At 64.8% G+C, this 25,699-nt stretch carries 20 protein-coding genes; 3 read left to right on the plus strand and 17 right to left on the minus strand.

What is annotated here, in order from left to right; all coding sequences use genetic code 11:
• Window positions 1-50: 50 nt before the first annotated feature.
• Complete coding sequence (tsaE, locus tag ACW4LP_RS08685) at window positions 51-563, minus strand: tRNA (adenosine(37)-N6)-threonylcarbamoyltransferase complex ATPase subunit type 1 TsaE (protein ID WP_114539610.1); 513 nt, start codon at window positions 561-563, stop codon at window positions 51-53.
• A gap of 103 nt (window positions 564-666) precedes the next feature.
• Window positions 667-1,485 (minus strand): formate/nitrite transporter family protein, encoded by an 819-nt coding sequence (locus tag ACW4LP_RS08690; protein WP_114548801.1) that lies wholly within the window; start codon window positions 1,483-1,485, stop codon window positions 667-669.
• Window positions 1,486-1,835: 350 nt separating this feature from the next.
• Between ACW4LP_RS08690 and ACW4LP_RS08695 the strand changes: the two genes are divergently transcribed.
• Window positions 1,836-3,533 (plus strand): FAD-dependent oxidoreductase, encoded by a 1,698-nt coding sequence (locus ACW4LP_RS08695; protein WP_114539608.1) that lies wholly within the window; start codon window positions 1,836-1,838, stop codon window positions 3,531-3,533.
• 39 nt (window positions 3,534-3,572) lie between these two features.
• Here the strand turns inward: ACW4LP_RS08695 and ACW4LP_RS08700 are convergent, their stop codons facing one another.
• The 5 genes from ACW4LP_RS08700 to ACW4LP_RS08720 all read right to left on the minus strand — a co-directional run bounded on the left by ACW4LP_RS08700 (window position 3,573) and on the right by ACW4LP_RS08720 (window position 9,441).
• The gene (locus tag ACW4LP_RS08700) at window positions 3,573-5,012 is read right to left on the minus strand and encodes a LuxR C-terminal-related transcriptional regulator (RefSeq protein ID WP_455803720.1); all 1,440 of its coding nucleotides are present in this window, start codon (window positions 5,010-5,012) and stop codon (window positions 3,573-3,575) included.
• Window positions 5,013-5,123: 111 nt separating this feature from the next.
• The gene (locus tag ACW4LP_RS08705; RefSeq protein WP_114548802.1) at window positions 5,124-5,984 is read right to left on the minus strand and encodes a bifunctional 5,10-methylenetetrahydrofolate dehydrogenase/5,10-methenyltetrahydrofolate cyclohydrolase; all 861 of its coding nucleotides are present in this window, start codon (window positions 5,982-5,984) and stop codon (window positions 5,124-5,126) included.
• Window positions 5,984-6,598 carry a cyclodeaminase/cyclohydrolase family protein gene (locus ACW4LP_RS08710; protein WP_227070346.1) on the minus strand — a complete coding sequence of 205 codons (615 nt, stop codon included), beginning with the start codon at window positions 6,596-6,598 and terminating at the stop codon, window positions 5,984-5,986. The genes ACW4LP_RS08705 and ACW4LP_RS08710 overlap by 1 nt, the downstream gene beginning before the upstream one ends.
• A gap of 170 nt (window positions 6,599-6,768) precedes the next feature.
• The gene (locus ACW4LP_RS08715) at window positions 6,769-8,457 is read right to left on the minus strand and encodes a formate--tetrahydrofolate ligase (protein WP_114548804.1); all 1,689 of its coding nucleotides are present in this window, start codon (window positions 8,455-8,457) and stop codon (window positions 6,769-6,771) included.
• A 213-nt stretch (window positions 8,458-8,670) separates the two neighbouring features.
• Window positions 8,671-9,441: a type III pantothenate kinase gene (locus tag ACW4LP_RS08720; RefSeq protein WP_114548805.1), complete on the minus strand. Its 771-nt coding sequence runs from the start codon at window positions 9,439-9,441 to the stop codon at window positions 8,671-8,673.
• A gap of 136 nt (window positions 9,442-9,577) precedes the next feature.
• Between ACW4LP_RS08720 and ACW4LP_RS08725 the strand changes: the two genes are divergently transcribed.
• Window positions 9,578-10,273 carry a response regulator transcription factor gene (locus tag ACW4LP_RS08725; protein ID WP_455803721.1) on the plus strand — a complete coding sequence of 232 codons (696 nt, stop codon included), beginning with the start codon at window positions 9,578-9,580 and terminating at the stop codon, window positions 10,271-10,273.
• 250 nt (window positions 10,274-10,523) lie between these two features.
• Here the strand turns inward: ACW4LP_RS08725 and ACW4LP_RS08730 are convergent, their stop codons facing one another.
• The 9 genes from ACW4LP_RS08730 to rlmD form a co-directional block, all read right to left on the minus strand.
• On the minus strand, window positions 10,524-11,168 hold the full coding sequence (locus ACW4LP_RS08730) for a biotin transporter BioY (RefSeq protein WP_114548806.1): 645 nt from the start codon (window positions 11,166-11,168) through the stop codon (window positions 10,524-10,526).
• Window positions 11,169-11,290: 122 nt separating this feature from the next.
• Window positions 11,291-12,829, minus strand: coding sequence for an MATE family efflux transporter (locus ACW4LP_RS08735; protein WP_455803722.1), 1,539 nt, complete (start codon window positions 12,827-12,829; stop codon window positions 11,291-11,293).
• Window positions 12,830-12,868: 39 nt separating this feature from the next.
• Window positions 12,869-13,714, minus strand: a complete 846-nt coding sequence (locus ACW4LP_RS08740) for a biotin--[acetyl-CoA-carboxylase] ligase (RefSeq protein WP_114548807.1) — start codon at window positions 13,712-13,714, stop codon at window positions 12,869-12,871.
• Between the two features lie 2 nt (window positions 13,715-13,716).
• The gene (gene folP, locus ACW4LP_RS08745) at window positions 13,717-15,030 is read right to left on the minus strand and encodes a dihydropteroate synthase (RefSeq protein WP_114548808.1); all 1,314 of its coding nucleotides are present in this window, start codon (window positions 15,028-15,030) and stop codon (window positions 13,717-13,719) included.
• A 391-nt stretch (window positions 15,031-15,421) separates the two neighbouring features.
• Window positions 15,422-17,770: an ATP-dependent zinc metalloprotease FtsH gene (gene ftsH / locus ACW4LP_RS08750; RefSeq protein ID WP_455803723.1), complete on the minus strand. Its 2,349-nt coding sequence runs from the start codon at window positions 17,768-17,770 to the stop codon at window positions 15,422-15,424.
• Window positions 17,771-17,785: 15 nt separating this feature from the next.
• Window positions 17,786-18,334: a hypoxanthine phosphoribosyltransferase gene (gene hpt, locus ACW4LP_RS08755; RefSeq protein ID WP_114548831.1), complete on the minus strand. Its 549-nt coding sequence runs from the start codon at window positions 18,332-18,334 to the stop codon at window positions 17,786-17,788.
• Window positions 18,335-18,561: 227 nt separating this feature from the next.
• Window positions 18,562-19,308, minus strand: coding sequence for a Maf family protein (locus ACW4LP_RS08760; RefSeq protein ID WP_173112145.1), 747 nt, complete (start codon window positions 19,306-19,308; stop codon window positions 18,562-18,564).
• Window positions 19,301-20,425: a tRNA lysidine(34) synthetase TilS gene (gene tilS / locus ACW4LP_RS08765; protein WP_114548810.1), complete on the minus strand. Its 1,125-nt coding sequence runs from the start codon at window positions 20,423-20,425 to the stop codon at window positions 19,301-19,303. Before tilS ends, ACW4LP_RS08760 begins: the two co-directional genes overlap by 8 nt.
• A gap of 59 nt (window positions 20,426-20,484) precedes the next feature.
• Entirely contained in the window at window positions 20,485-21,897 is a 1,413-nt protein-coding gene (gene rlmD, locus ACW4LP_RS08770; RefSeq protein ID WP_455803724.1) for a 23S rRNA (uracil(1939)-C(5))-methyltransferase RlmD, read from the minus strand.
• 44 nt (window positions 21,898-21,941) lie between these two features.
• Between rlmD and ACW4LP_RS08775 the strand changes: the two genes are divergently transcribed.
• Window positions 21,942-22,313, plus strand: coding sequence for a phage holin family protein (locus tag ACW4LP_RS08775; RefSeq protein WP_022740483.1), 372 nt, complete (start codon window positions 21,942-21,944; stop codon window positions 22,311-22,313).
• Here the strand turns inward: ACW4LP_RS08775 and ACW4LP_RS08780 are convergent, their stop codons facing one another.
• Window positions 22,314-25,508, minus strand: a complete 3,195-nt coding sequence (locus ACW4LP_RS08780) for an ABC transporter ATP-binding protein/permease (RefSeq protein WP_455803725.1) — start codon at window positions 25,506-25,508, stop codon at window positions 22,314-22,316.
• Window positions 25,509-25,699 lie beyond the last annotated feature (191 nt).

The following is a 25,699-nucleotide window of genomic DNA, read 5'->3' on the forward strand; positions in this document are numbered from 1 at the left end:
CGCGCGCCGCAAGATAGCGAACCCAAGATAGCGAACTGCCCGAGGTCTCTCTACAGCTGGCACTTTCCCAAGCGCGATTTGGAATCGTTGGCCCAGACGCACAGAAGCTGGCGCGAGCGGGAGCCGAAGGAGTGCGCGACGATGCGCCGTGCGCCGTCGCCGTCGGCTGTGATGGCGATCTCCAGATAGTCGTAGGGCATGTCCTCGGGGAACTTCTCGGCCCATTCCACGAAGGCCGCTCCGTCTCCGTCGCCGTCGATGGCGCTGTAGTAGTCGATGTCCTCCAGCTGCCAGCGCGCATCCAGCCGGTACAGGTCGTAGTGGTACAGCGGCAGGCGCCCGTCGTGGTACTCCAAAAGGATGTTGAAGGTGGGGCTTGTCACCGCCGCCCGCACGCCGAGGGCTGCGGCCACTCCTTGCACGAACTGGGTCTTCCCCGCCCCCAAATCGCCGGTCAGAACGATGGTGTCGCCCGCATGCAGATAGGGCGCGAGCGTCGCCGCCAGCTGCTTGGTAGCCTCGGGGGTCGTAGTGGTGCGCTGATATGTCAGTCCGTTCGCCATGCTCCCATCATAGGCCGTCGGCCGCGCTTCGCAAGAGCACCCGCAGGGAAGCCGCAAAACCTGACCGAATTACCCACATTCCTGAAGAATTCGGCAGATTCTTCTACGCCCTCTTCGTGCCATGGCAGGCGTACATGACCAGCCCCACGGCCACGCCGCCAACGATGTTGCCCAAGGTCACGGGAATGAGGTTCGCGAAGATGAAGTCGCCGAAGTTGAGCAGGGCCACATTGATGCCCGCCGCATCGATGAGCCCCGTGTACGCCGGGTTCATATAAGCGAAAATGCCCGCGGGCACGTAGTACATGTCAGCGACGCAGTGCTCGAAGCCGGCCAGCACGAAGCCCATGATGGGGAAGAAGATGGCGAGCACCTTGCCGGCGGTGTCCTGGGCGGTGTTGGCCTGGTACACGGCGATGCACACCATGAGGTTGCAGAAGATGCCCAGCACGAAGGCGTTCATCCACGGCAGCGCGTTCTTCGCGGCGGCCACCTTGGCCGTGTACACCGCCAAGTCTCCCCCGCCGATGTTCAGCTGGCCGAAGAACGCCATGCAGGCGGCCAGGGCCACGGCCCCCACGAGGTTGCCGAGAAACACGATGCCCCAGTTGCGGAAGAGCCGTCCCCAGGTGATCTGGCCGTCGATGGCGGCGGTCACCATGAGCGCGTTGCCCGTGAACAGCTCGGTGCCCATGAGGATGACCATCATGAGGCCGACGGGGAAGATGAGCCCCGACATGAGCCGCACGAGCCCGGCGTTCTCCAGGCCGTGGGCGGCCGTGGACGAGGTGACCGCGCCGAGCCCGATGAGCACGCCGGCGGCCACCGCCAGCAGGAACAGCCGCCATGCCGGCGAGGCGGCCTTGCCCACGGAGGCCCTCATGTAGTTGTCGGTGATCTCGGTGGGGCTGAAGATGGCCATGGTTGCTCCTCTTCGGTCAATCGTCGCGCATCGGTACGCCTCCCATCATTCCACGAGAAGCCGCGCCCGACCCCCGCGGGCCCGCCCCAATCGGGCAGCGGCGTCGCGGGCCGCCGAAGGCGGACGGAAGCGACCGGCGGACGGCCGCCGGCGGCCACAGCGGGGATGGCGACCCAAAAGGTGCCGCTCATACAGTCATATCACCATTTTATGGGAAAGGGCGCGACACATTACCCCCCTTTCCATGGGAAGCGCGAAAGCGGCAAGAGGGGCAGTATGGGCACCGAGGCGGCACAAGCCGCCCCGGGCGCGGAGAAGCGCCCACGTGCAACGACCCCAAGGAGGGAAACATGGAGAACATGGATCGACGGACGTTCCTCAAGGGCGGGGCCGGCCTGGCGGCGGGCGCCGCGCTTTTGGGCGCCGCCGGCTGCGCCCCGTCGACTCCGGCAGCCAACGACGCGCTCGCCAGCACGGCGGCTGGCGAGCTGCCGGCCGACCTCAAGGAGAGCGACTTCGAGTTCAGCATCGTGGAACGCGAGCCCATTACGGAATTTGCCGCCGAGGAAACCTACGACATCGTCGTGGTGGGGGCCGGCTGTGCCGGCGTGCCCGCCGTGCTCACCGCCGTGGAGGAGGGCGCGAAGGTGGCCTGCCTCCAGAAGGAGGCCACGGTCTCGGCCAACGGCAACGGCTGCTCCTTCGTCGTAAAGGCCCACTCGAACCCCGCCGGCATCGTGCGGTGGCGCAGCGACTGGGCCCGCCTCAACGACTGGCGCATCAACAACGAGCTGTTCAACTACTATGTGGAATATGCCGAGGAGGCCGTGCCCTGGGTTATCAGCCAGGGACGCTCGGTCGGCATCGAGCCCATCGAGTTCCTCACCGACAGCTCCATCCGCTACGACGATGGCGGCGTCGTCGCCGTGTGCGATGCCACCCAGGCCTCGAACCAGGATCTTATGGTGGCCCTGGCCCAGAAGGCGGCCGAGGGCGGCGCCACGTTCTACTACGAGACCCCCTGCGTGCAGCTGGTCCAGGAGGAGGACGGCACCGTAACGGGCGCCATCGGCAAGCAAAAGGACGGCAGCTACGTCAAGCTCAACGCCACCAAGGGCGTCGTGCTGGCCGCCGGCGACTACATGAACAACGAGTCCATGGTGGACCGCAATTTGCGCGACGCCGCCATGTTCCCCCTGTGCCTGGTGAACCACACCGGCGACGGCCACATCCTCGGTATTCTGGCGGGCGGCCGCATGGCGCCCCTCGGCCATGCGCGGCAGATCCACACCAACTACATCGGCCCCTTTATGTTCTACCCCTTCCTGGCCCTCGATGTCCACGGCAAGCGCTTCTGCAACGAGACCATCCCCATGAGCAGCCTGAACATCTCCATGTCCGCCACTTACAAGCCCGAGGACCGCGGCATCCACTTCCGCATTTTCGACTCTAAGACCGAGGGCGCCGTGGAGGGCATTCCCGGCGTGCCGCCGGTGGCCCTCGTGGGCGAGGGAAGCGCCTGGATGGATCCGGAAACGGTGGTATCGGGCAACACCCTGGAGGAGCTCTGCGAGGCGGCGGGCATTCCCGTAGCCGACGGCGTCGCCAGCATCGAGCGCTACAACGAGCTGTGCGCCAAGGGCTGCGACGACGACTTCGGCGTCGCCGGATCCGATATGGCGGCCATCGACACTCCCCCCTTCTTCTGCATCAAGGGCGATGTGGGCATGTCGGGCATCAACGCCGGCGTCATGGTGGACAACCGCTACCGGGTGATCGACACCGAGGGCGCCCCCATCCCGGGCCTGTACGCCGCCGGCATCCAGGCGGGCAACCCCTGCGGCGGCATCAACTGGAGCATGCCGGGCGGTTTCTCGAACTCGCACATCTTCACCGCCGGGCGCTACACGGTCATCCACGCGCTGACCGGCGACATGACGCCCGCCCACCCGGCGAGCTTCGAGGACCTCGCCGACTCCTTCGTCGGTGAAGACGGCGGCTACGCCTGGGACAGCCCCCTCTGCGCCACGGCTATTACCGTCTGGTAAGCCAAGAACCCCTCGTCCCTCCCTTTGCGACCGGGCCCCTCAGCGGGCCCGGTCGTTTCCATTCGCGGCCTCGTTAACCATGTCGATCAGCTCCTGGCGCGAGTGCACGCCGAGCTTCCGATAGAGGCTCTTCGCGTAGGTCTGCACGCTGCTCACCGAAAGGAACAGGCGCTCGGCGATCTTTTTCTGGGTGTTGCCGCGATAGAGCAGCCCGAGCACCTCCCCCTCCCGCTCGCTCAGCCCATGGGCATCGGCCATGGCGGCGAGAATCTCCGATACATCGGCGGCGCCTGCAGCGCATTCGGAGCTTGCGGGCTCGGCACCGTCAGGGCGCAGGCGCACGAACCAGAGCATCCCCAGCGTCATGGCGAAGGCCGTGACGAGCATGACGGCGTTGACCACCGAGTCCATCTGTCCGGGAGAGAGCCCGATAAGCCCGACGGTATGGATGGCGCAGTCGACGGCCACGATGAGCATGGGCGCAGCGACCGCAGCCAGCCACCAAGGGAGGTCCCGCGCTCCCATGCCCTCTTGAACCGCCACCCACAGCAGCGTGATGGCCATGGGGCGACTTGACAGGATCAAGGCCCGGCACAGCACAGCCAACGGCGAGTAGAGCAGGGCGGTGCAGTAGAGACAGGCGATGCAGAGGATGAAGAAGCCGAGCCACGGAAAGGCCGCGCGCCGCTGCCGCCATGCGGCGAGGGTGAAGAGGCAGAAGGCCGGATAGAGCACGAGGGCGAAGGCACAGTGAATCCATCCATCGGAAAACCAGGTCTCGCCCCGAGCCACCGACGAGAGGCTCATGAACGCCCCGCTTCCCAGTAGGTAGCAAAGCAGAATGGCCGTCGCGGGCACGGCGGCGCGCCCCGAAAGGGACGGCGCGAGGCGGGACGGAAGCGGTGCTTTGGGGGCATCGCAGCCAATGTGGCCGAGAATCACCAGGAAGATACTGCTCAGGGCGAACATGAAAGGGTTTGAGATGTCGCCGGTGGGCAGGGGATCCGTAAGCGCCACGATGGCCTCGCCGATTAGAAACGACAGAAGCAGGGAGAGGGCGAGCACGACGGCGTTGTCCCGAGGGGTCAAGCGCCGCGATGCCGCCGCGAGGGCCAGGGCAATCACTACGCCGTAAAGCGCCATGATGGCGGGGTAGGCAGCCATCATCCAGCGCGGGACCGCTCCGGCATCGGCGCTGGCAACGAGCGCGGCCGCGCAGGCGAGCAGCAAGGCGCCGGACCCGACGATGGCCGCCGTGCTGCCGGCCACCCGTTCGGCCAGGCTGTCGCGAAACACCACGAGCACCCCACCCATAAGGGCCATGGTGACGAGCGTGATGAGGTTGCTGGCGAAGACGGGGCCTGCGACGTAGGAGGCATGGGACTCGGGCAGCACGTTCGCCGGGTAGGGGAACAGCACGAACAGCGACCAAAAGCAGGCGTAGGCCAGCGCGAGCAGCAGGATGCGCAGCTTGTTCAACCTCTCTCCTCTCGAATCAGAACCGGTCGCGCGCGGCCCCATGGGGGCCGCCACCATTATACCCGCCATCTGTCCCCAAGGGGCAAGGCACGTTTCACGAGTCGTCCGCCCCTAGCGCTGCCCAGCCTCGGCCGCCTGCACCACGTGGGCCATAGTGACGCTCGTAGTCACGCCGCCGAGGCCTCGGGGCACCGGCGTGATGGCGCCTTCGGGCCCCAGCACGGGCTCCACGGCGCCGAAGTCCACATCGCCGCAGAGATTGCCGGCGGCATCGAAGTTGATGCCCACATCGAGCACCGTCTGGCCCGGCGAGAAGTACTCGGGACCGTAGGCGCGGGCGCGGCCGGTGGCGCACACGACGATGTCGGCCTCGCGGGTGTGGGCGGCCACATCGGCAGTGCGGGAATGGGCCAGCGTCACGGTGGCGTGGCGCGCGAGCAGCATCATAGCCACCGGTCGGCCGATCACGAGGCTGCGCCCGAGCACCACCACTCGCTTGCCCGCAACGGGAATGTCGTAGAAATCCAGCGTCTCCAGGCAGGCCTGGGCCGTAGCCGGCGGGAAACCCTCGCCGGTATCGGCGAACACGCCGGCCAGCGACGCCGACCCGATGCCGTCGATATCTTTGGCCGGGGACAGGCGATCGCACACGGCGCGCTCGTCCATCTGCGGCGGAAGCGGACGGAACATAAGGCAGCCGTGGATGCGCGGATCGGCGTTCACGGCATCGATGACCGCTTCCAGCTCAGCCTGCGTCGCCTCCGTTGGCAGCACGAAACGACGCACGGCGATGCCGTGGAGATCGGCCTGGCGGGCGCAGGTGCGCTCGTAGGACAAATCGTCGGGCCGCTCCCCCACGCGCACAATGGCGAGCGTCGGCGCCACGCCGTGCGCCCGCAAGCGGTCGATGCGGGGCAGCAGGCGCTCCCACAGGGCCGAGGATACCTCCTTGCCGTACAGAATCCTCGCCATCAGCTAAGCCTCTTCACGACATCGGCGTACACCTCATCGGCCATGGCGCCCCCTGCGGCGAGAAGGTCCTCCATCTGATTGCGGTAGACGTCGGCCCGCTCGACATCATCCATGGAGCCGATGTTGATGACCACGTTCAGGCTCGCCGCCATAAGCGCTGCTTTGGCGAGCACGGCGCCCGCCCCGGCATCCGAGAGAGCCAGCACCGAGCCGTGCCGGGCCACGAACACGCAGGACTCGATGACCTGCAGGCAGCAGGCCATGATCTCAAGCGGCACCTCGCAGGCGCCCACGAGCGCCTTCTGCAGCGCCGCGTTCTGGGCCGCACGCTCAGCATCGGTGTCCTTGGGCATCCCGTAAGCGGCAGCGAGGGGTTCGAAGGCGCGAGCGTCCTCGTCGATGAGCGACAGCAGGTGCGCCCGCGTGTCGTCCAGCTCGACGAGCTCGGCCCGCATCCGCTCCTCGACATCGGCGTACTTCTTCTTGCCCACGGTGAGGTTGCCCACCATGGAAGCCAGCGCCGACGCAAGCGCCCCCGCATAGGCCGAGGCCCCGCCTCCACCGGGAGTCGGGGCCTTTGAAGCCAGCGCCTCCACAAACTCGGTATCGACCACGCAAACCCTTCTTTCCGAAAAAGCAGGGCTCGGACTCGGTGCGGTGGTGCCGCGCGCAGTTCATTGAAGTGCACGAAGCACGTCCGGAGCAGAACTCCGACGGTGCACTTCAATGTTGTTTGAGCACGGCACTTCCGCTCCGAGTCCGAGCCCGGACAACTACGTAAATGCTAGAACAACCCCGTGATCGTGCCGTCTTCCATCACATCGATCTTATGGGCGGCGGGGGCCTTCCCCAAGCCCGGCATGGTCATGATGGAGCCGGTGAGCGCCACGATGAAGCCGGCGCCGGCGGACACCTTCACCTGGCGCACCGTGATCTGGAAATCGCGGGGAGCGCCCAGCTTGGTGGCGTCGTCCGAGAACGAGTACTGGGTCTTGGCCATGCACACGGGCATCTCTCCGAAGCCCAGGGCCTCCAGCTGCGCGATCTCCTTCTGCGCCGCGGGCTCGAACACCACGCCGTCGGCATGGTAGACGCGCTTGGCAATGGCCTCGATCTTCTCGGCGATGGACAGGTCGTCCTCGTAGGAGAACGTGAAGGTGTCGGCGGAGCGCCCGGCCTCATCCCCGTTCTCGCACAAGGCCACCACCTCATCGGCCAGGGCCAGGCCGCCCTCGCCACCGCGCGCCCACACCTCGGACAAAGCCACGTTCACGCCCAGCTCGCGGCACTTGGCTTCCACCAGGTCCAGCTCGGCCTTGGTGTCGGTCGGGAAGGCGTTGATGGCCACCACGCAGGGCAGGTTGTACACGTTGGTGATGTTCTCCACGTGCTGCAGCAAATTCGGCAGGCCCGCCTCCAGCGCCTCCAGGTTCTCCTCGTTGAGATCGGCCTTGGCCACGCCGCCGTGGTTCTTCAGCGCGCGCACCGTGGCGACGACCACCACCGCATCGGGCTTAAGACCGGCGAGGCGGCACTTGATGTCGAGGAACTTCTCCGCGCCCAGATCGGCGCCGAAACCAGCCTCGGTGACGCAGTAGTCGCCGAGCGCCATGGCCATGCGCGTGGCCATGATGGAGTTGCAGCCGTGGGCGATGTTGGCGAAGGGACCGCCGTGGACGAAGGCCGGGGTACCCTCCAGCGTCTGCACGAGGTTCGGCTTCAGGGCATCCTTCAGCAGCGCGGCCATGGCGCCTTCGGCCTTCAGATCGTGGGCTGTGACGGGTTTGTCGTCGTAGGTGTAGCCGACCACAATACGGCCCAGACGCTCCTTCAGGTCGGTGATGGAGGTGGCCAAGCAAAAAATGGCCATGACCTCGCTGGCCACGGTGATGTCGAAGCCGTCCTCGCGGGGCACACCATGGGCCTTGCCGCCGAGGCCGTCCACGATGTGGCGCAGCTGGCGGTCGTTCATGTCCACCACGCGCTTCCAGGTGATCTTGCGTACGTCGATGCCGAGCTCGTTGCCGTTCTGGATGTGCGCGTCGAGCAGCGCCGCGAGCAGGTTGTTGGCCGCACCGATGGCGTGGAAGTCGCCGGTGAAATGCAGGTTGATGTCTTCCATGGGAATAACCTGGGCGTAGCCGCCACCGGCCGCACCGCCCTTGATACCGAACACCGGGCCGAGCGACGGCTCGCGCAGCGCCACGACCACGTTCTTGCCGCGCAGCGAAAGCGCATCGGCCAGGCCCACCGTCGTGGTGGTCTTGCCCTCTCCGGCCGGCGTGGGATTGATTGCGGTCACCAGGATGAGCTTGCCCGGGGCGTGCTCCTCCTCGCGCAGCAGGTTGTAATCGACCTTCGCCTTGTAGTTTCCGTACAGCTCAAGGTACTTTTCGTCGACGCCGGCAATGGCAGCGATCTCGCCAATAGGTTTCGGTTCGGTCGCCTGGGCAATTTCAATGTCGGTCAACACGTCGGGCCCTTCTTTCTCATGTCGCGGCGCGCAGGCGTACCTGGCAGCCTCATCGATAGATGGCGCAGCGCCGGCGGAAGGAATCGTCCTGCCGACCAAACGCTGACGCTCCCATTCTAGCGATGCGGCCGCGCCCCGTCGCCCCTCTATCCCCAAAGGGCGCAACTTCCCCTCATTGCGGGGATTCCCGAAGGCATCCGCGCCCAACAGCCCCTAGCGGTAGGCGCGATCGGCGATAAGGCGCAGGCCTTCCAGCGTCAGCTCGGTGTTCACCTCGTCGATGGTACTCGAGTAGCGCTCGACGACCGGCGCCAGACCGCCCGTGGCGATGACCTTCGCCGAATAGCCCAGCTGGTCGAAGATGCGGCGCACCAGGCCGTCCACGCGATCGGCCTCCCCTAGCATGATGCCCGACTGGATGGCCTCCACCGTGTTGGTGCCGATGACCGCCGGCGGCGCCACCAGCGCGATGTCCGGCAGCTGAGCGCCGTGAGTGAACAGCGCGTTGGCCGAAGTCTGCACGCCCGGCGCGATAACGCCGCCGCGGAAGCGGCCGTCGCGATCGATGACCTCGATGTTCGTGGCCGTTCCGAAGTCGACCACCACCACCGGCGCCCCGTAGATCGCCCGGGCCGCCACCGCATCGGCCACCCGATCGGCGCCGATCTCGCGGGGGTTGGGGTAATCGGCGTCGAAAAGGCCCTCGGCCGTCTCGGCATTGCACACCAGCGACCGCGCGCCGGTGGCGTCCTTGATGGCCTGCATCCAGGCCTTGGTCAGCTGGGGCACCACCGAGGCGACCGCCGAGGCGCGCACCTGGGAAAGATCGAGGCTCTCGAGGGAAAACAGCGTGGAGAAGACGATGCGCAGCTCGTCGGCCGCCGCCTTCCGATTGGTGGCGATTCGCCACATCGCGCGCAGAGAATCCCCCGCGTAGACCCCGATTACGGTATGGGTGTTACCGATGTCAATAGCAAGTAACATAATTATGACAATCTTCCTCAGTTTTCCGGCCCTGCGGGCTTATTTGCGTATAGTTAGCGCATGAGAGATTATAGCAATGTCTCAACGATATGCCCCCGACGGGCATTCGTCGATATGACGAGAGAAAGGCAAGACCATGATAGAGACACCGAGCCGCATCCTTGTCGTTGACGACGAGCCTTCCATCACCGAATTCGTCAGCTACGCGTTGAAAAAGGAGGGCTACGAGACCGACGTCGTCGACAACGGCGAGGACGCCTTCGCGTTGGCAAGCGCCAACAACTATGATCTGTTTATCTTGGATATTATGCTGCCGGGCATGGACGGCTACGAGCTGTGCCGTCGGCTGCGTTCGAAGACCACGGCCCCCGTGCTGTTCCTTTCCGCCCGCGACACCGAGCTGGACAAAGTCGTCGGCTTGGAAATCGGCGGCGACGACTATCTCGCCAAGCCCTTCGGCGTGCGCGAGTTGATCGCCCGCGTCCGCGCGCTTCTGCGCCGCGGCCAGGGCGGCGAGTTCCCCGGCGCGAGCAATTCCATCACCGCTTCGGGCATCACGCTGGACGAGGACGCCCACACCGCCGCCGGCGACCACGGCGAGATCGACCTGACGCCCCGCGAGTTCGAGCTTCTGGCCTCGCTCATGAAGAACGCCGGCAAGGTGGTCTCCCGCGAGGATCTGCTCCGCGACGCCTGGGGCTGGGAGTACCTCACCGAGACCAAGACGGTGGACACCCACATCAAGCGTCTGCGTGACAAGATTCACGCCGCCGGCTACGATCCGGCCCTCGCGGAAACGGTACGCGGCTACGGCTACCGCTTCAAGGCGTAAGCCAACTCGCGAGAAATCTGCTCCCATGAAGGGAAGGCTCCCGAGCGGGAGCCTTCCCTTTTAGCGACGGGTTTCTACCGACCGTTTTCTAAGGGTAAATGCCAGTTCGGCCCCGTTATGGCGTGCTGCGATGCCCGTTAAGGGGTGAAATGGCAAGCAAATGCCAGTTCGGCCCCGTTATGGCAACACGCGGACGACCATTTCGGGGCCCAACTGGCATTTGCTCGAGGATTTAGCAGCGACGAGACGCCTACCGCACGGCGGCGCGGACGGCGTCGGCGCAGATGACGGCGGCCACGATCTTGCAGAGGTCAACGACCATAAACGGCGCCACCGCCGTGAGGAACGCCGTGGCCAGATCCACGTGCCCCACCACCATGTACTGGACGCACCCGCACACGTAAGCGATAGCCGTAAAGATGATGCCGGCGATAATCTCTACCCCGAAGCTGCGCAGAAACGCACCCGCGCGCTGGAGCGGCGTCATGGCCGTCTTCTCCGCGCGAGTGAGCCGCGGCGCATTCTTGCCGCCGGCCATACCGAGCCTCGTGCGCACCGCGTGCAAAAACAGCGCGGCAGCCGCCACGCCGAAGAGGTATCCCCACAGAAAGCCGCCCGTCGGCCCGGCCAGAACACCGATTCCACCGCGCATGCCCGAGAACACGGGCACCCCCACCGCACCCAGCAGCAAGTAGCCCGTGATGGCCGCAATGGCCTCCTTGGGACTCAGCACCACTATGGCAAACGTGATGGCGAACATCTGCAGCGTGAAGGGAATGGGACCCAAGGGCACGACCACCCAGGCCGATACCGCCATGATGGCGATGGTCAAGCCGACAAAGACCACCGACCGCGTTCGCTGGGTCGCCTCGCTGCGCGTCTTCGTTGATTCCATGCATCTCTCCTTCCACTCGAAGGAGTCCATCGTAGGGGTCGAGCGCGTCCCAGAGCCCGCGCACTGCTCTTTCAGCGGCTAACGGGCCACCATGCCAATAAATTTGTGCAAGTGCCCAAAACCTAATCGTACATCGCGGCGAGCTTGCGGAGGCGCACCATTTCCCAGGCCACGAAGATGGCCGTGGTGAAGATGGAGAGGAAGTCAGCCACCGGTGCCGCGAAGTACAATGCGTCCAATCCGGTGAACTGCGGAAACAGCTGCGGCAGCACCACAGGCGTCAGGTACAGCAAGGGCACGAGGAACAGAATCTGGCGCGTCAAGGTGAGGAACACCGACTTGGCCGGCTGGCCCGTGGCCTGGAAGTAGTTCGAGCTGACGATCTGGAAGCCCACGAAGGGCAGCATGAGGAACTGCACGCGGATGGCGAAAGCCGTGAAATCAACGAGACCGTCGTGGGAGATACCGAAGGCATGGGCGATGGGCACCGCGAACACCTCGACGATGATGAACATGAGCACCGAGATGGAAGACGCCGCCCCAATGCCGTACCACAGCGTCTTGCGAACGCGATTGACGTTGTGAGCGCCGTAGTTGAAGCCGAGCAGCGGCTGCAGGGCGATGGCGATGCCGATGAGCGGCATGACCGAGAACTGCCCGATGCGCTGCACCACGCCAATGGCCGCCAACGCGTCGTCGGCGCCGATGGGCGTCAGGGCCCCGTATTTCACCAGCTGGAAGTTGATGACGAAGTTCACGATGGCCATGCCCGCCTGCACACAGAAGCTCGGCAGCCCGAAGGCGAGAATGGTGCGATCCATGGAAAAGCTCAGGCGCATGGCGGGCAAGCGCAGCCGCATGGGAACGTCGCTGCGCAGGCAGAAGTACTGCAGCACCGCCAAACACGAACAGGCCCAGCCGAGCACCGTGGCCAGAGCGCTGCCCATAACCCCCCAGCCGAGCGCCAGAACGAACAGGGCGTTGAAGGCCACCGAGCCCACCAGACCGATGACCATGGTGCCGAGCGCCCGGTTAGGGGCGCCGCAGGTGCGGATGAAGTTGTTCACGCCAAGGCCGATGCACTGCAAGATGAAGCCGGCACAGAGAATCTGGATGAACGTCTGGGCGTAGGGGCGCACCTCCGGTGTGGCGCTCGCCAAATCGAGCACCCAGGAGACCAGCGCCGGATTCCACCCGATGACGAGCACAATGACGGCAGCAACGAGGCTCAAGGACACCACATTGCCCAGGGCGCGCTCGGCATCGTCGCGCTTGCCCTCGCCGAGGCGCAGGGCCGCCAGCGCGTTGCCGCCGTTGCCGATGAGCATGGCGATGGCCATGAACACGATCATGATGGGGTTGGCCACGGTCATGGCCGAAAGGCCGATCTCCCCTACCGCGTGCCCCAGAAACACCGAGTCGATGATGGCATAGGAGCCGTTGATGAGCATGCCCACCACCGACGGAATGGCGAACTCCGTAATGAGCCGCGGAATGGAGGCCGTCCCCATCCGCAGCACCTTGTCGTCACCCGCCGACGAGGCGCGCAACCGCTCCCCGCGCGGATCTCCGGCTGCTTGGGCGTCCACACCAAGCTCGCGCTCGCCCTGCGCAGCTGCGCCCTCTTTCAATTCCCCGTCAAGCTTCTTCTCGTCACTCATGCCTTCGCGCCTTTCTTCTCTTCGGCGCTATTGTAGCCCTTACGGCATCACCATGACGTGGGCCTCGCCGGAGGCGACGGGGACGGTGTCGTCGGCGGTGCGGACGAGAAGGCGGCCGCGCTCGTCGACGCCAGTGGCCGTGCCTTCCAAAGTAGCGGTGCCGGCGGCGTCCTCGATGCGCACCGCGCGACCGGTGAGGAAGGACGAGCCCTCGTAGCTGCCCAACGTCGGCATGAAGCCGAGCTCGCGCCAACGACCGTAGTTCACGAGGATGCGGGCGATGACCTCGCGCTGGATGTCGGTGATGACCTCCTCGCGACGAGCAGCCTGCTCGCGCTCCGGCAATGCCGCGATGGCCTGGGCCAGTGACACGAAATGCCCCGGGACGGATTCAGGGGCCGGCATGATATCCGCCATGTACTCGGGAACGTTGCGACCCTGCACGGGACGGTCGACCTCGGGGCGGAACACGTTGATGCCGATACCCACGCACACGCCGCCCCCGCACGCCTCCAGCGAGATGCCGCAGAGCTTGCGGTACTCGTCGGCGCGCTGGCAGTCGGCGGGCATATAAATCACGTCGTTGGGCCATTTCACCTGGATGCCGTCCTCGAACTGCGGCGCCGCCACCTGGCCTAAGGCGCGCTGGACCGAAAGGCCCACGACCAGGCTCAAAGTGGCCAAGCCGCTGCCGGCCACGTCGGGGCGCAGCAGGATGGACATGTACAGGCCGCCCTCGGGACTGTCCCATTCGCGGCCCTGGCGGCCGTAACCGCTCAGCTGGCGCCGAGCGCGCACGATGAGGCCCTCGGCCTTTCCCTCGCGCAACGCGTTCTTCACGACCTCGTTGGTAGAGGTCACCTCGTCAAGCACCGTCAGCTTCATGGCTAGATCCTCCTCGCCTTCCCGACGCGCTCGGCCTCGGGCACGCGCCCCACGGGAGTTCCATCCGCCAGCTCCCAGCCGGGCAGAATCTCCAGCACAGGCTTCACGACGAAATCGCGCTCCGTCACGCGCGGGTGCGGAAGCGTGAGCTCGTCGTCGGACGCAACGTACATCTGGTAGTCGAGAATATCGATATCGAGCGTGCGCGGGCCGTTCTCAATGGCGCGCACGCGGCCGAGGGAGTTCTCGATGCTGTGCAAATACCCCAAAAGCTCTTTGGGCGGAAGGCCGCTGCGCAGGAGCACGACGGCGTTCACGAAGGCATCCTGATCCTCGTAGTAGGCCGGCTCGCTCTCGTAGAACGAGGACATGTCCACGATCTGGGTGTCGGGCAGGCTGCACAGATGGCCCACGGCAAGATTGAGCTGGGCGATTTTCGCCTCGGTCTCCTCGCCGGGCTCGGCCACCAGCGCCACGTTCGACCCCAGGCCCAAGAGCACCGCCGGCCGCAAGTCCTTCAGCGCGGCGACCGTCATCTCCACATTGTGGGTGCGCACGACGCTCGCCCCCAACTCGCAGGCGAGCAGCGCTTCGGCCGCCGAGGCCACGTCGCGGTCGTGAAGCTCCTCCACCTGGTAGGCCTCGCCCACGAAGCGCTTGCGCGAGACCGCCACCATGACCGGATAGCCCAGATGCACGATCTCGTGGAGGTTGCGCATAAGCTCGATGGTCTGCTTGGGAGTCTTGCCGAAGCCGGGGCCCGGATCGACGCAGATGCGGGAGCGATCGACGCCGGCCGCTTCCAAGGCAGCGGCCGCATCGCGCAGGTAGTCGCGCACTTCAGCAACCACGTCCTCGTAGACGGGGTCGTTCTGCATGGTGGCCGGCTCGCCCTTCATGTGCATGACCACACACCCGCAACCGCAGCGACGCACCGCTTCCACCATGGCGGGATCGCGGAAGCCAGACACGTCGTTGACGATGGAAGCGCCGGCATGCAGAGCGCGAGTCGCCACCTCGGCATGACGCGTGTCCACCGACACGCAGATGCCGGCCTCCACGAGGGCCGCGACGACATCCCCAATGCGATTCCACTCCTCTTCAGGCGTGACGGGCGTGGCGCCCGGGCGCGTGGACTCGCCGCCTACATCCACGATGGCGGCCCCGGCGCGCACCATGTCAAGCCCGTGCTCCACGGCCGCTTCGGGATCGAGGTACGCCCCGCCGTCGGAGAAGGAATCGGGGGTCACGTTCAAAATACCCATGATGAGGGGCGTGCTGGTGTCGAAGTCGTATTGTCCGCAATGCCAGATCATGAATGCTGAAGCCTCGTCTTTCTCGGCGTTTCCTCCCTTTGATTCTTAGCCGATAAGTGTAACGGCGCAAAAGGCCCGTGTACACTGGTTTCTGATGAGTGTACCGTATTATCTCTTAGAGTGGGCTTCAAGATTGGGCTCGCGCACAAAAAAGAACGCCCGGAGGCGGCGCGCCGCTTTCAAGAACGCCGCGGCAAGGCGACCATGACAAAGCAGCCAAGGCAAGACAGCCATAGCAAGGCGACGCCAAAATAAGAGGCGCGATTTCCTGATTTTCACCTCGCAGCGGGCGCTGGAAGGTGGAAATCGGGAAATCGCGCCAATCTAAGGGCCATTCAGGTGGAAATCGGGAAATCGCGTCTCGCTCTCAGCCCCCCGGAGAAGCCGGCCGCTAATCCCTCTTGTCCGGGTCGGGAGCATCGGCGGAGGAATCCATGTCGTCCTCGCGGTCGATTTCCGCGTTCACCTCGGCCTGGGTGGGCATATCGGAGCGATCGGCATTCTCGGCGGGAGTGCGGAAGGGGGCGTTCGGATCCTGGTCGCCCGGCTCTACCGGCTCGTCTCTCCAATTCGGGTCGGCCAGCGTCTCGCCGGCGTCGGGATCGACCGCTGCGCCCGAGCCACCCGCTGCGCCCGGCGTGCCGTTCGCGCCGTCGCCCTCTCCCTGAGCCGCCAGAAGCTCGGCGTCCTTGGCGCGGGCCGCGGCCTCTTCCGCCTCCTTGGCGGCGATGATGTCGTCCTCGCGCGCCAGGTACTCGTCCCACTTGTTGTCGAGCAGCGCCTCGCAGGCCTCGCCTTCCACGGTCTCGCGCTCGAGCAGCACGCTGGCCATGAGATCCATCTGATCGGCGTGGGAGGACAGAATCGCGTGGGCCCTATCGTGGGCCTCCTTCATGATCTTGGCCACCTCTTCATCGATGCGACGGGCCGTCTCCTCGGAGTAATCTTGGGTGTTGCCGTAGTCGCGGCCCAAGAACACCTCGTGGTTGGGCTGGCCGAACACCTGGGTGCCCAAAGGACTCATGCCGTACTGGGTGACGATGGCGCGGGCCATCTTGCTCGCGCGCTCAAGGTCGTTGGAGGCGCCGGTGGTGATGTCGTCGCAGAAGATCTCCTCGGCCACGCGACCGCCCATGAACACCGCCAGCTCGTCTTTCATCTCGGAAAGCGAGTTTAAAACCTTGTCCTCGTCGGGAATGGAGAGGGTGTAGCCCAGCGCCCGGCCGCGCGAGATGATCGAGATCTTGTGCACCGGATCGGCATGGTCGAGCAAATGCCCCACGAGCGCGTGCCCGCTCTCGTGGTAGGCGATGGTGTGCTTGGTCTTCTCGTTCATCACGCGGCCCTTGCTCTCCGGGCCGGCGATAACGCGCTCCATCGACTCGCTCACCTCGCGCATGGTGATGATCTTCTTGCCGCGCCGCGCCGTGAGCAGGGCCGACTCATTCATGAGGTTCGCCAGATCGGCGCCGGTGAAGCCCGGGGTGATCTTCGCGATCTTCGCCAGATCCACATCCGACCCGATGGGCTTGTCCTTGGAATGCACTTCCAGAATGCGCTGGCGGCCCTTCACGTCGGGGGTGTCCACGACGATTTGGCGATCGAAGCGGCCGGGGCGCAAAAGCGCCGGATCGAGCACATCGGCGCGGTTCGTGGCCGCGATGAGCACCACCGAGTCGTTGGACTCGAAGCCGTCCATTTCCACGAGCAGCTGGTTCAAGGTCTGCTCGCGCTCGTCGTGGCCGCCGCCGAGGCCCGTGCCGCGCTGGCGCCCCACCGCGTCAATCTCGTCGATGAAGATGATGGCGGGGGAAGCCTCTTTCGCGTCCTTGAACAGATCGCGCACGCGGCTCGCGCCCACGCCCACGAACATCTCGACGAAGTCCGAGCCCGAGATGCTGAAGAACGGCACGCCCGCCTCGCCGGCCACAGCGCGCGCGAGCAGGGTTTTGCCGGTGCCCGGAGGGCCCACGAGCAGGCAGCCTCGCGGAATCTTCGCGCCCATGGACTGGTACTTGGCGGGATTGGCCAGAAAGTCCTTAATCTCCTGCATCTCCTCCACGGCCTCATCGACGCCAGCCACATCGGCAAACGTCACATCGGGGCGCTCCTCCAGAGTCTTCTTCGCCTTGTTCTTCCCGAAGCTCATCTGGGAATTGTTGGCCTGCTGCATCTTGTAGAAGAAGAACATCAGAAGGCCACCGATGATGAGGATAGGCAGAAGCGTGGCCAGAACCTCCAGGAAGGGGCTCGGCAACGTCACCTGATAGGAGATGTCGGGATGTGCCGCCAGAAGCTCGCCGAGCGAATCGGAGCCCACGTAGGTGGAGGTGTAGTTGTGCTCTTTGCCCAGCGTGGCCGGATCGAGCGTCGTGGTGGCCACGCCGCCAAGCGCCTTGCCGTCATCGCCGTGCTCGGTCGCCATGAGGGCGTTCAGTGAGTCGAAGGCCCCGTTGAAGGCGCCGGCCGCCTCTGCGCCGGCGGTGGCCGCCGGGAAGTAGGTGCCCGACACCGTGTAGTCGCCGGCGGAGTAGGTGACCGACTTCACGCGGCCCTGCTCCACCGCCTGGGTGAACTCGGAGGTGATGAGTTGATCGGTCACGGTGGTGCCCATGGCGCCGGTACGCATGAACTGGCTGCCCACGAAAAACGCCACGGCCAAGAGGATGATGACCATGACCATCGTGGTGCGCTGGGTCGACGCCGGCGGGATTGGTTTCTTGGGATTGTTGTCTGCCATAGTTGATTGCTGCCTTTACTGGTAGATCTCGGGCTTCAGAACGCCGATGTAGGGGAGGTTGCGGTAATGCTCGGCAAAGTCGAGGCCGTAGCCGACGATGAACTCGTCGGGGCACTCGAAGCCGATATAGCGGCACGGGATGTCGGCCTGGGCCGGCGTGTCCTTGCGCATGAGCGCCGCCACCGTAAGCGACGCCGGCTCGCGGGACTGCAGGTTCTTCAGGAGGTACTTCAGCGTGAGCCCTGAATCGATGATGTCCTCGGCGATGACGACGTGGCGCCCCCGGATGTCGGTGCTGAGATCCTTCAGGATGCGCACCACACCGGAGCTCTTCGCGCCGTTGCCGTAGGAGGACACGGCCATGAAGTCCACTTCCAGCGGTAGATCGATGGCGCGGATGAGGTCGCAGGTGAACACCGCCCCGCCGCGCAGGATGGACACGACCACAATGCCCGCATCCCCGGCAACATCGGCATAGTCGCGAGTGATGGCCTCGCCCAGCTCGCGCACGCGTATCGCCAGATCCTGCTCGGAGAAAAGTATCTCTGAGATGTCGTTATGCACGTGAACCACTTTCTCTTTGCCCGCAGCGCGCGCTCCTCGCGCAAACGCCGCAGCGCTCTTTAATCGCAGTCCAGTTTACCAAAGACCTTTTCTCGAACAGCCGTAAGACAGCAACGCCACAAATTATGTGCGCTAATTGTCATCGAGCCGCTAAGGGCCGCATCGATACTGGCGGCATGCCAGAGCCCGGCGTCACGCAACCGCAAGACTCAGCCAACATTGATCGCTTAGCATTCTGCGGCCTCGGCGTTCACGAGGTCGGGGAATTCCTTGATGAGGCGTGTCGTAGGCAGGCCGATGATGGTGTCGAGGGAGCCGTCGTAGTGGTCAACGAGCGCCGCCCCCTCACCTTGGATGGCGTAGGCGCCGGCCTTGTCGAAGGACTCGCCCTTCCGCAGGTACTCGGTGATCTCCTCGTCGGTCAGGTCGCGGAAAGTGACGTAGCTCTTGTCGGCGAAGGTGCGGAAGCCCAGCGACACGTCCTCGGCGTTGGGGGCGGCCACCATCCAGACGGACACGGCCGTGATGACCTCGTGGGTGCGGCCGGACAGCTGCCGCAGCATGTGCTTGCCGTCCGAAGCGCTGCGGGGCTTGCCGAAGATCTTGCCGTCGAGAACCACCATGGTGTCGGCGCCGATGACGATGAGCATGCCGGTGTAGTTCTCGGCCAGCACCTCCTGAATGACCGCGCCGGCCTTGCGCTCGGCGAGCTTCTTGGCGGCCTCTTCGGGGTCGGCGGCCAAATCGGGCTCCAGCGACTCGTCCACCGGGGTCGCCGGCGTGCGCACCGTGAACTTCACGCCGGCCGCATCCAGAAGCTCGCGGCGGCGCGGGCTGCTGGAGGCGAGGATCACCTCGAAGGTGGGCGCAGTCGCAGCTTCCGCTTCCGCTTCCTCTTCCACGGCCTGCTGCAGCTCATCGGCAGCTACCTTCGCGGCGACTTCGTTGGCAAATTCGTCGGTTCTCTCAGTCATGCTTCTTCCTTCTTGCTCGGAAATAGGCCATGGGCTCCACGAGGACACCCCGCTTGTTCGCGCTCACGGCCAGATCATACTGGATATTGGCCACATACCCGCTGTTGGGCGCGCCATTCGCGAAGCCAGCGAGCACGGCTTCCACGCTAGCGGCTTCCACCCGCGCATCCGGGCCGAGCATCGCTTCCAAAAGACGCAGCACCGCGCGACGCTGCAGCGGGCGCTCCGCTTTTCCAAAAGCGGGCAGAAGGCGGAAGCCCTCGGAGCGGTCGATGCCGAAGGTGTCGTCCTCGGCCACCCATTCCGCGGACTCCTCGGCCAGCTTTTCGGCCATGTTCTGCAGCATGTCGTCCTCGTCGGCGATGAGGTTCATCGAGCGGGTCAGCACCTCGGGCAGCGCACTGTTCCATTCCTTGGCCACCGGCACGATCTTGTGGCGCACATAGGCGCGGAAGCGGTCGGTGTGGGCGTTGGTGGCGTCCTCGCGCCAGAGCGCGCCGGACTCATCGCGGACCACGGTCTCCCCCGCCGCCTCGCGAGCGGAGAGGTAGTCGTGCAGCTCGTCGCGGGTGATGTCGAGCAGGGGACGCACCACGGGTCCGTTGCGGTAGAGCATGCTGCGGAAACCGCCGGGGCCAGTGCCCACGATGGAGCGCATGTAGAAGTTCTCGATGCGGTCGTCGGCGGTATGAGCCGTGAAGATGCGCGCCTCGGAGAGCGGACGACCCTCGTGCTGGCACATCGAGCGCAGCGCCTCGTTGGCGGCCAGGTAGCGCTCGCGCCGGGCCACGGCTTCCACGTTCTCGCGGCTGCGCTCGGCTTCGGCAGCGATGTCGATGGAGCAGATGAACAGCGGGATATCCAGCGCCTCGGCCAAAGCCGCCACGAAGCGCTCGTCGGCATCGGCGTCCTCGCCGCGCAACTGGTGGTTCACGTGCAGCATGGCCACCGGTCCCACATCGCCCGCCTCGCGCAGGGCAGCGCCCAAATACGCCAGCGCCGTGGAATCGGAGCCGCCGGATACCATGAGCAGGACGGCGGCATCGGGCACCGCCAGGTCGTGAGTTGCGATGGCGGCACGGGCCTTTTCGAGGGTTCCTTCAATCAAGTCAGTCATTTTCCCTTCCTTCTTCTTGCAACTCACCGGGGCCGGGGCGCGGGGTAATGCTCAGTCGCTCAAACAGTCCTCGCTCGGTGAGCACCACCCCGTGCCCCTCCGCGCCTGTCTTCCCGTTCCAGCATGACGATGGATTCTACGTGGTCGGTGTGGGGGAACATGTCCACCGACCGGATGGCGCGCATCTCGTAGCCGCTCTTCACCAGCTGGCGCACGTCGCGGGCCTGGGTTGCGGGGTTGCACGAGATGTAGACGATGCGCTCGGGGGCAAGCGCCGCGGCGCCCGCGAGGAACTCGGGCGTGGAACCGGCCCGCGGCGGATCCATGAGCAGGACGAGGGGCTGCGGACGCTCCTCCGATGCTGCAAGCTCCTTCATGAAAGCGGTGGCGTCCTGCGCCACGAACTCGGCGTTTTCCACACCGTTGTGGCGGGCGTTGTTGGCGGCGTCGCGGATGGCCGCCTCCACGGAATCGACGCCGATAACGCGGGCCGCCCCACGGCTCGCGGCCACCAGCCCAATGGTGCCTGTGCCGCAATAGGCGTCGATAACCGTCTCGACGCCCGTAAGATTCGCCAAGCGGATGGCCTCGTCGTAAAGCACCTCGGTCTGCGTGGCGTTCACCTGGTAGAACGACTGCGACGAGATGCGGAACGTGAGTCCGCACAGCGTGTCCAAGATGAATCCGGGGCCGAAGAGCACGCGCTCCTTGTCGCCCAAGATGACATTGGTCTGGCGCGTGTTCACGTTCTGCACGATGGTGGTCACCTCGGGCACGCGGCGCGCAAGCTCGCGGCAGAAGGCCTTCGACGCGGGAAACTCCTCGCCGTTGGTCACCACGGTGACGAGCACTTCCCCGCTCTTGTGCCCCACGCGCACCACGGCGTGGCGCACGAAGCCCGCGCCCGTGTCCTCGTTGTAGGGCTCCATGCCCCAGCGGGCCATGATGTCGCGGATGGCGAGCGTCACCTTCTTGGCCGTCTCGTTTTCAATGGCGCAGGTATCGGTGGGGATGAGCCGGTGGGTGCCAACCTCGTACATACCCGTGAGGATGTCGGCGCGGGTGAGCTTGGCATCTTTCCCCTTGCGCTTTGCGCCCTTGGCCGGGGCGTAAGGGGAAATCACCTTGTTACGGTAATGGAAAGGGTCGTTCATGCCCAGAATGGGCAGCAGGGCGTCGGCGGGGGCGATGCCTTCGAAAAGAGCGGCCACCTGCTGCTCCTTCGCAAGCAGCTGATCCGCATAGGGAACATCAAGCCGGCTGCAGCCGCCGCAGCGCCCGAAGGCGGGACAGAGGGCGCACGCCGAGCCCTTCCCCGCATCCTTGGTGGTCTGGGACAAGGGGTGACCGAGGTTGCCCCCTGCGGGATCGGCCCCGGAGCGTTTAAGGCGCGGCAGGTTGGCCCGGAGCGCTTTGGGTTTGGCGGGGCGGTTACTGGTGCGTTTCGGGTTGTTGTCATGTTTTCTCGTCATGGCCTCATTTTGACATAATGGGGCCACAGGAAAAGGAGGCACTTATGAACTTCATCATTCGCTGGATCGTCACCGCCATCTCCGTCGCCGCCGCCGTGTGGCTCGTGCCGGGCATCGAGATCTTGAGCAACAGCGCATCCTGGGTGGGCATCGTGTTCTTCGCACTCATTCTGTCGCTCATCAACATGTCCATCAAGCCGATTCTGCAGATCCTCTCACTGCCTGTGACCGTGCTCACCCTGGGCATCTTCTACCTCGTCGTGAACACGCTTCTGCTCTACATCGCCGCATGGCTCGCCAACGGGCTGTTCGGCGCCGGCTTCTACATCGCCAGCTTCGGCAGCGCCTTTGTGGCCTCCATCGTCATCTCGCTGGTGTCCGCCCTCGTCAACGGCCTCATCGGCAACGACGCGTAACTATTCGCTGCGCAGCGCCTCAACCGGGTCTTTGCGGGCGGCGGCCATGGCGGGGAACAGGCCGGCGACAAACGACAGGAACACGCTGATGGCCACGAGGATCGCTCCCGCCACCGGCGGCAGCATGGCGATGTCGGGCACGTCCAGAAGCCCGTACACAATGGCGTTGACCGGAATGCACACGAGCGCCACGACCCCCACGCCGATAAGGCCCGCCGTCAGGCCCTCGATGATGGTCTCGGCGTTGAACACCCGCGAGATGTCGCCCTTGCTCGCGCCGATGGCGCGCAGGATGCCGATCTCCTTCTTGCGCTCGAGCACCGAGATGTAGGTGATGATGCCGATCATGATGGACGACACCACGAGCGATATGGCCACGAACGCGATGAGCACGTAGCTGATCATGTCCACGATCGTCGTGACCGATTTCATGAGCGTGCCCACGAAATCCGTGTAGGAAACTTTCTTGTCGTCCTGCCCCGAGGCCACCATGCGGTCGTTGTAGTCGTCCAGAATGGCGATGACCTGCTGCTTGTCCTCGAAATTATCCGGATAAATGTCGATCTGCGAGGGCTTAGAAAGCTCCGCGTAACCCAACTTGCTCAGGTTCGCATCGAAGGACCGCGTCCCATTGCTCATGAGCGACATGATGAGCTCGGTCAGCTCCTCTTCGGTCATCTTCATTTGGAAGGCGTTCTGGAAAGCGCCGGTATCCACGGACATGGCCAGAGGAATGCTCGCCGCCATGTCGCCCATCACCTTCTGCACCGAGGCCTGGGTCTTGGCGGTGATCGTGGCCATGACCTGCTCCATGTAGGCTTTCATGGAAGATTCCAGGGCTGCGGAGATCTTCGTTGCCATCTCCTTCTGCAGGGCGTTGGCATCGACGATCTGCGCCGCGTACTGCCCCATAATGGCCTGCAGCTCGGGGCTTTGGGCGTAGGACTCCAGCGTCGACTGCGCCAGCGTCTGGAAGTCCGGCGGCGTGCCCGACGCCGCGGCCTGGGCATAGGCGGCGCCGAGGGCCTGGGTGTAGCCGGCCAGCGCCGCACCCATCATCTCGCCCATGGCGTCGCTGTTGAAGGCGGAGGTCACATCCAGGTTCAACGCACTTGCATCGAGCCCGGGCATCGCCGGCAGATCGCTCGCCGACATCCCCTCGCCCAGCGCATGCGTGTCCATGTTCAGCTTCGACTCGTCGAACTTGAAGGCGTTCTGCAGCGCCTCCTCGTCGATGCTGAACAGGTTCTCCATAGAGAAATCCGAGCCCGATTCCTCTTCCTCGGTGAACTCCTTGCCGTTGAACACGTCGATGGTCGGGTAATTCAGCTGCTCCTGCACGATAGCGGTCTCGGAGGCCTGCTCGATCAGATGGCGCGTCAGCTCGGGCGTGTAGTAGATGCCCATGGAAAGCGCCGTGGCCTTCGCGTCCGGTCGCGGCTGCACGATGCCGACGATTTTCAGCTCCTCGCCGGCGTCCACGAGCCCCTTCATGTACTCCTCGTCGCCGGTTTTGTCGACCCAGATCTTGTTCTCCTCGTCATAGGTGTAGAAGTCGGCGGCGGGCACCATCTTCAGCGACACGCCCATGATCTCGTCGTAGGTGAACGTGAGGTTGTCGTCGGGGCTTTCCACGTCCTCCTCGTTCATGAACTGGTCGATCATGTCCTCCAACACCGCGTGATCGCGCAGCCCCAGGGCATAGCTCACCAGATCGGGCACCGTGCCGTTCGCGGTCAGCACCACGACGCACTCGTTGTAGGCGGAAGGCCACCGGCCCGCCTTCACGTCGTACTGCTCCTCCACAATGGCGGTGTTGCCCATCATCTCGCTGAACACATCGGTGGAGTACATGGACGACATGAGCGCGTTGGACGAACCGGAGCCCATACCGAAGGCGGAGAACGTCGTGTCCGGATTGATCTGGCGCACCCCGTCCTCGGTGTTGCCGTCGAAGATCTGGGGCACCACGTTGTAGGAGTACTCGATGGAGTTCACGTAGCTGTTGATGTCGCCGCCGTTCTCGTCGAAGAACAGCTTGAGCGAGGCGAGGTCGTTGTTCTCCAGGCTCGCGAACATGTCGGTGACCATGCGCGTCTCGGGCACGTTGCCGTCGGCGGCCGGGTCGTTCTCGTCCCCGTTCTTGCCACCTTGAAGGCCCATTTCCGCAAGCGGGTCGTCGCCGGTGCCCTCGCCCGTCGCATCTCCCCCGTCGCCCGTGCTCCCATCGACGGCCATGCCCATGAGCGCCGTCATGTCGAAGCCCGTGGACATGATCTGCAGCGGGTACACCGACAGCGTCTCCTCCTCGGTGCGCTCGATGTAGTTGTCCACGCCGTTGGCGAGCGCGAGTATGGCCGCGATGCCGATGATGCCGATGGAGCCGGCGAAGGCCGTCATGATGGTGCGGCCCTTCTTGGTCATAAGGTTGTTCGCCGACAGCGCGAGCGCCGTGAGAAAGCTCATCGAGGTCTTGCGGATGGGCTTGCGCGAGGCGTGCATCTCCTCTTCCGTGGGGAAGTAGGGATCGGTATCCGAGCGGATGACGCCGTCGGCGAGGTTCACCGTGCGCGTGGCGTACTCGGCCGCCAGCTCCGGGTTGTGGGTGACCATGATGACCAGGCGATCCTTGGCGATCTGCGTGAGCAGGTCCATGATCTGCACGGAAGTATGGGAATCCAGGGCGCCGGTGGGCTCGTCGGCCAGCACGATCTCCGGGTCGTTGATGAGCGCGCGGGCGATGGCGACGCGCTGCATCTGACCGCCCGAAAGCTGGCTCGGCTTCTTGTTCAAGTGCTCGGACAGCCCGACCGATGCCAGGGCCTCCTTGGCGCGGCGGGTGCGCTCGGCCTTCCCCACGCCCGAGAGCGTCAGCGCCAGCTCCACGTTCTGCAGGATGGTCTGGTGCGGGATGAGGTTGTAGCTCTGGAACACGAACCCGATGCGGTTGTTGCGGAAAGTGTCCCAATCGCGGTCCTTGTAGCGGTGGGTGGAAATGCCGTCGACGATCATGTCGCCGGAGTCGTAGTGGTCAAGACCTCCCATCACGTTCAAAAGCGTCGTCTTGCCCGAGCCCGACGGACCCAGAATCGCCACAAATTCGTTGTCGCGGAACGAGATGGAGACGTCGTTTAAGGCCACCTGGGTGAAGTCGCCCGTGGTGTAGGACTTGCAGATATTCTTAAGCTGCAGCATGCGCGCATTCCCTTTCCTTCAATTCTCGGGAGCCATTATGAAGGTGCGGCGGTGCGCGCCGTCTGGCGCTTTCGTTAAAAGCGGGTTATTTGCATAGATTTGCCACGAAGATTAAGGGTTTTCGCGGTATCCTGTCATGCGGTTCACCAAGAAGCGTCGGCGTTCCGCGCCGGCTGCGCGGGTGCGGATCC

This window comes from Adlercreutzia sp. CNCM I-6215, assembly GCF_977072315.1.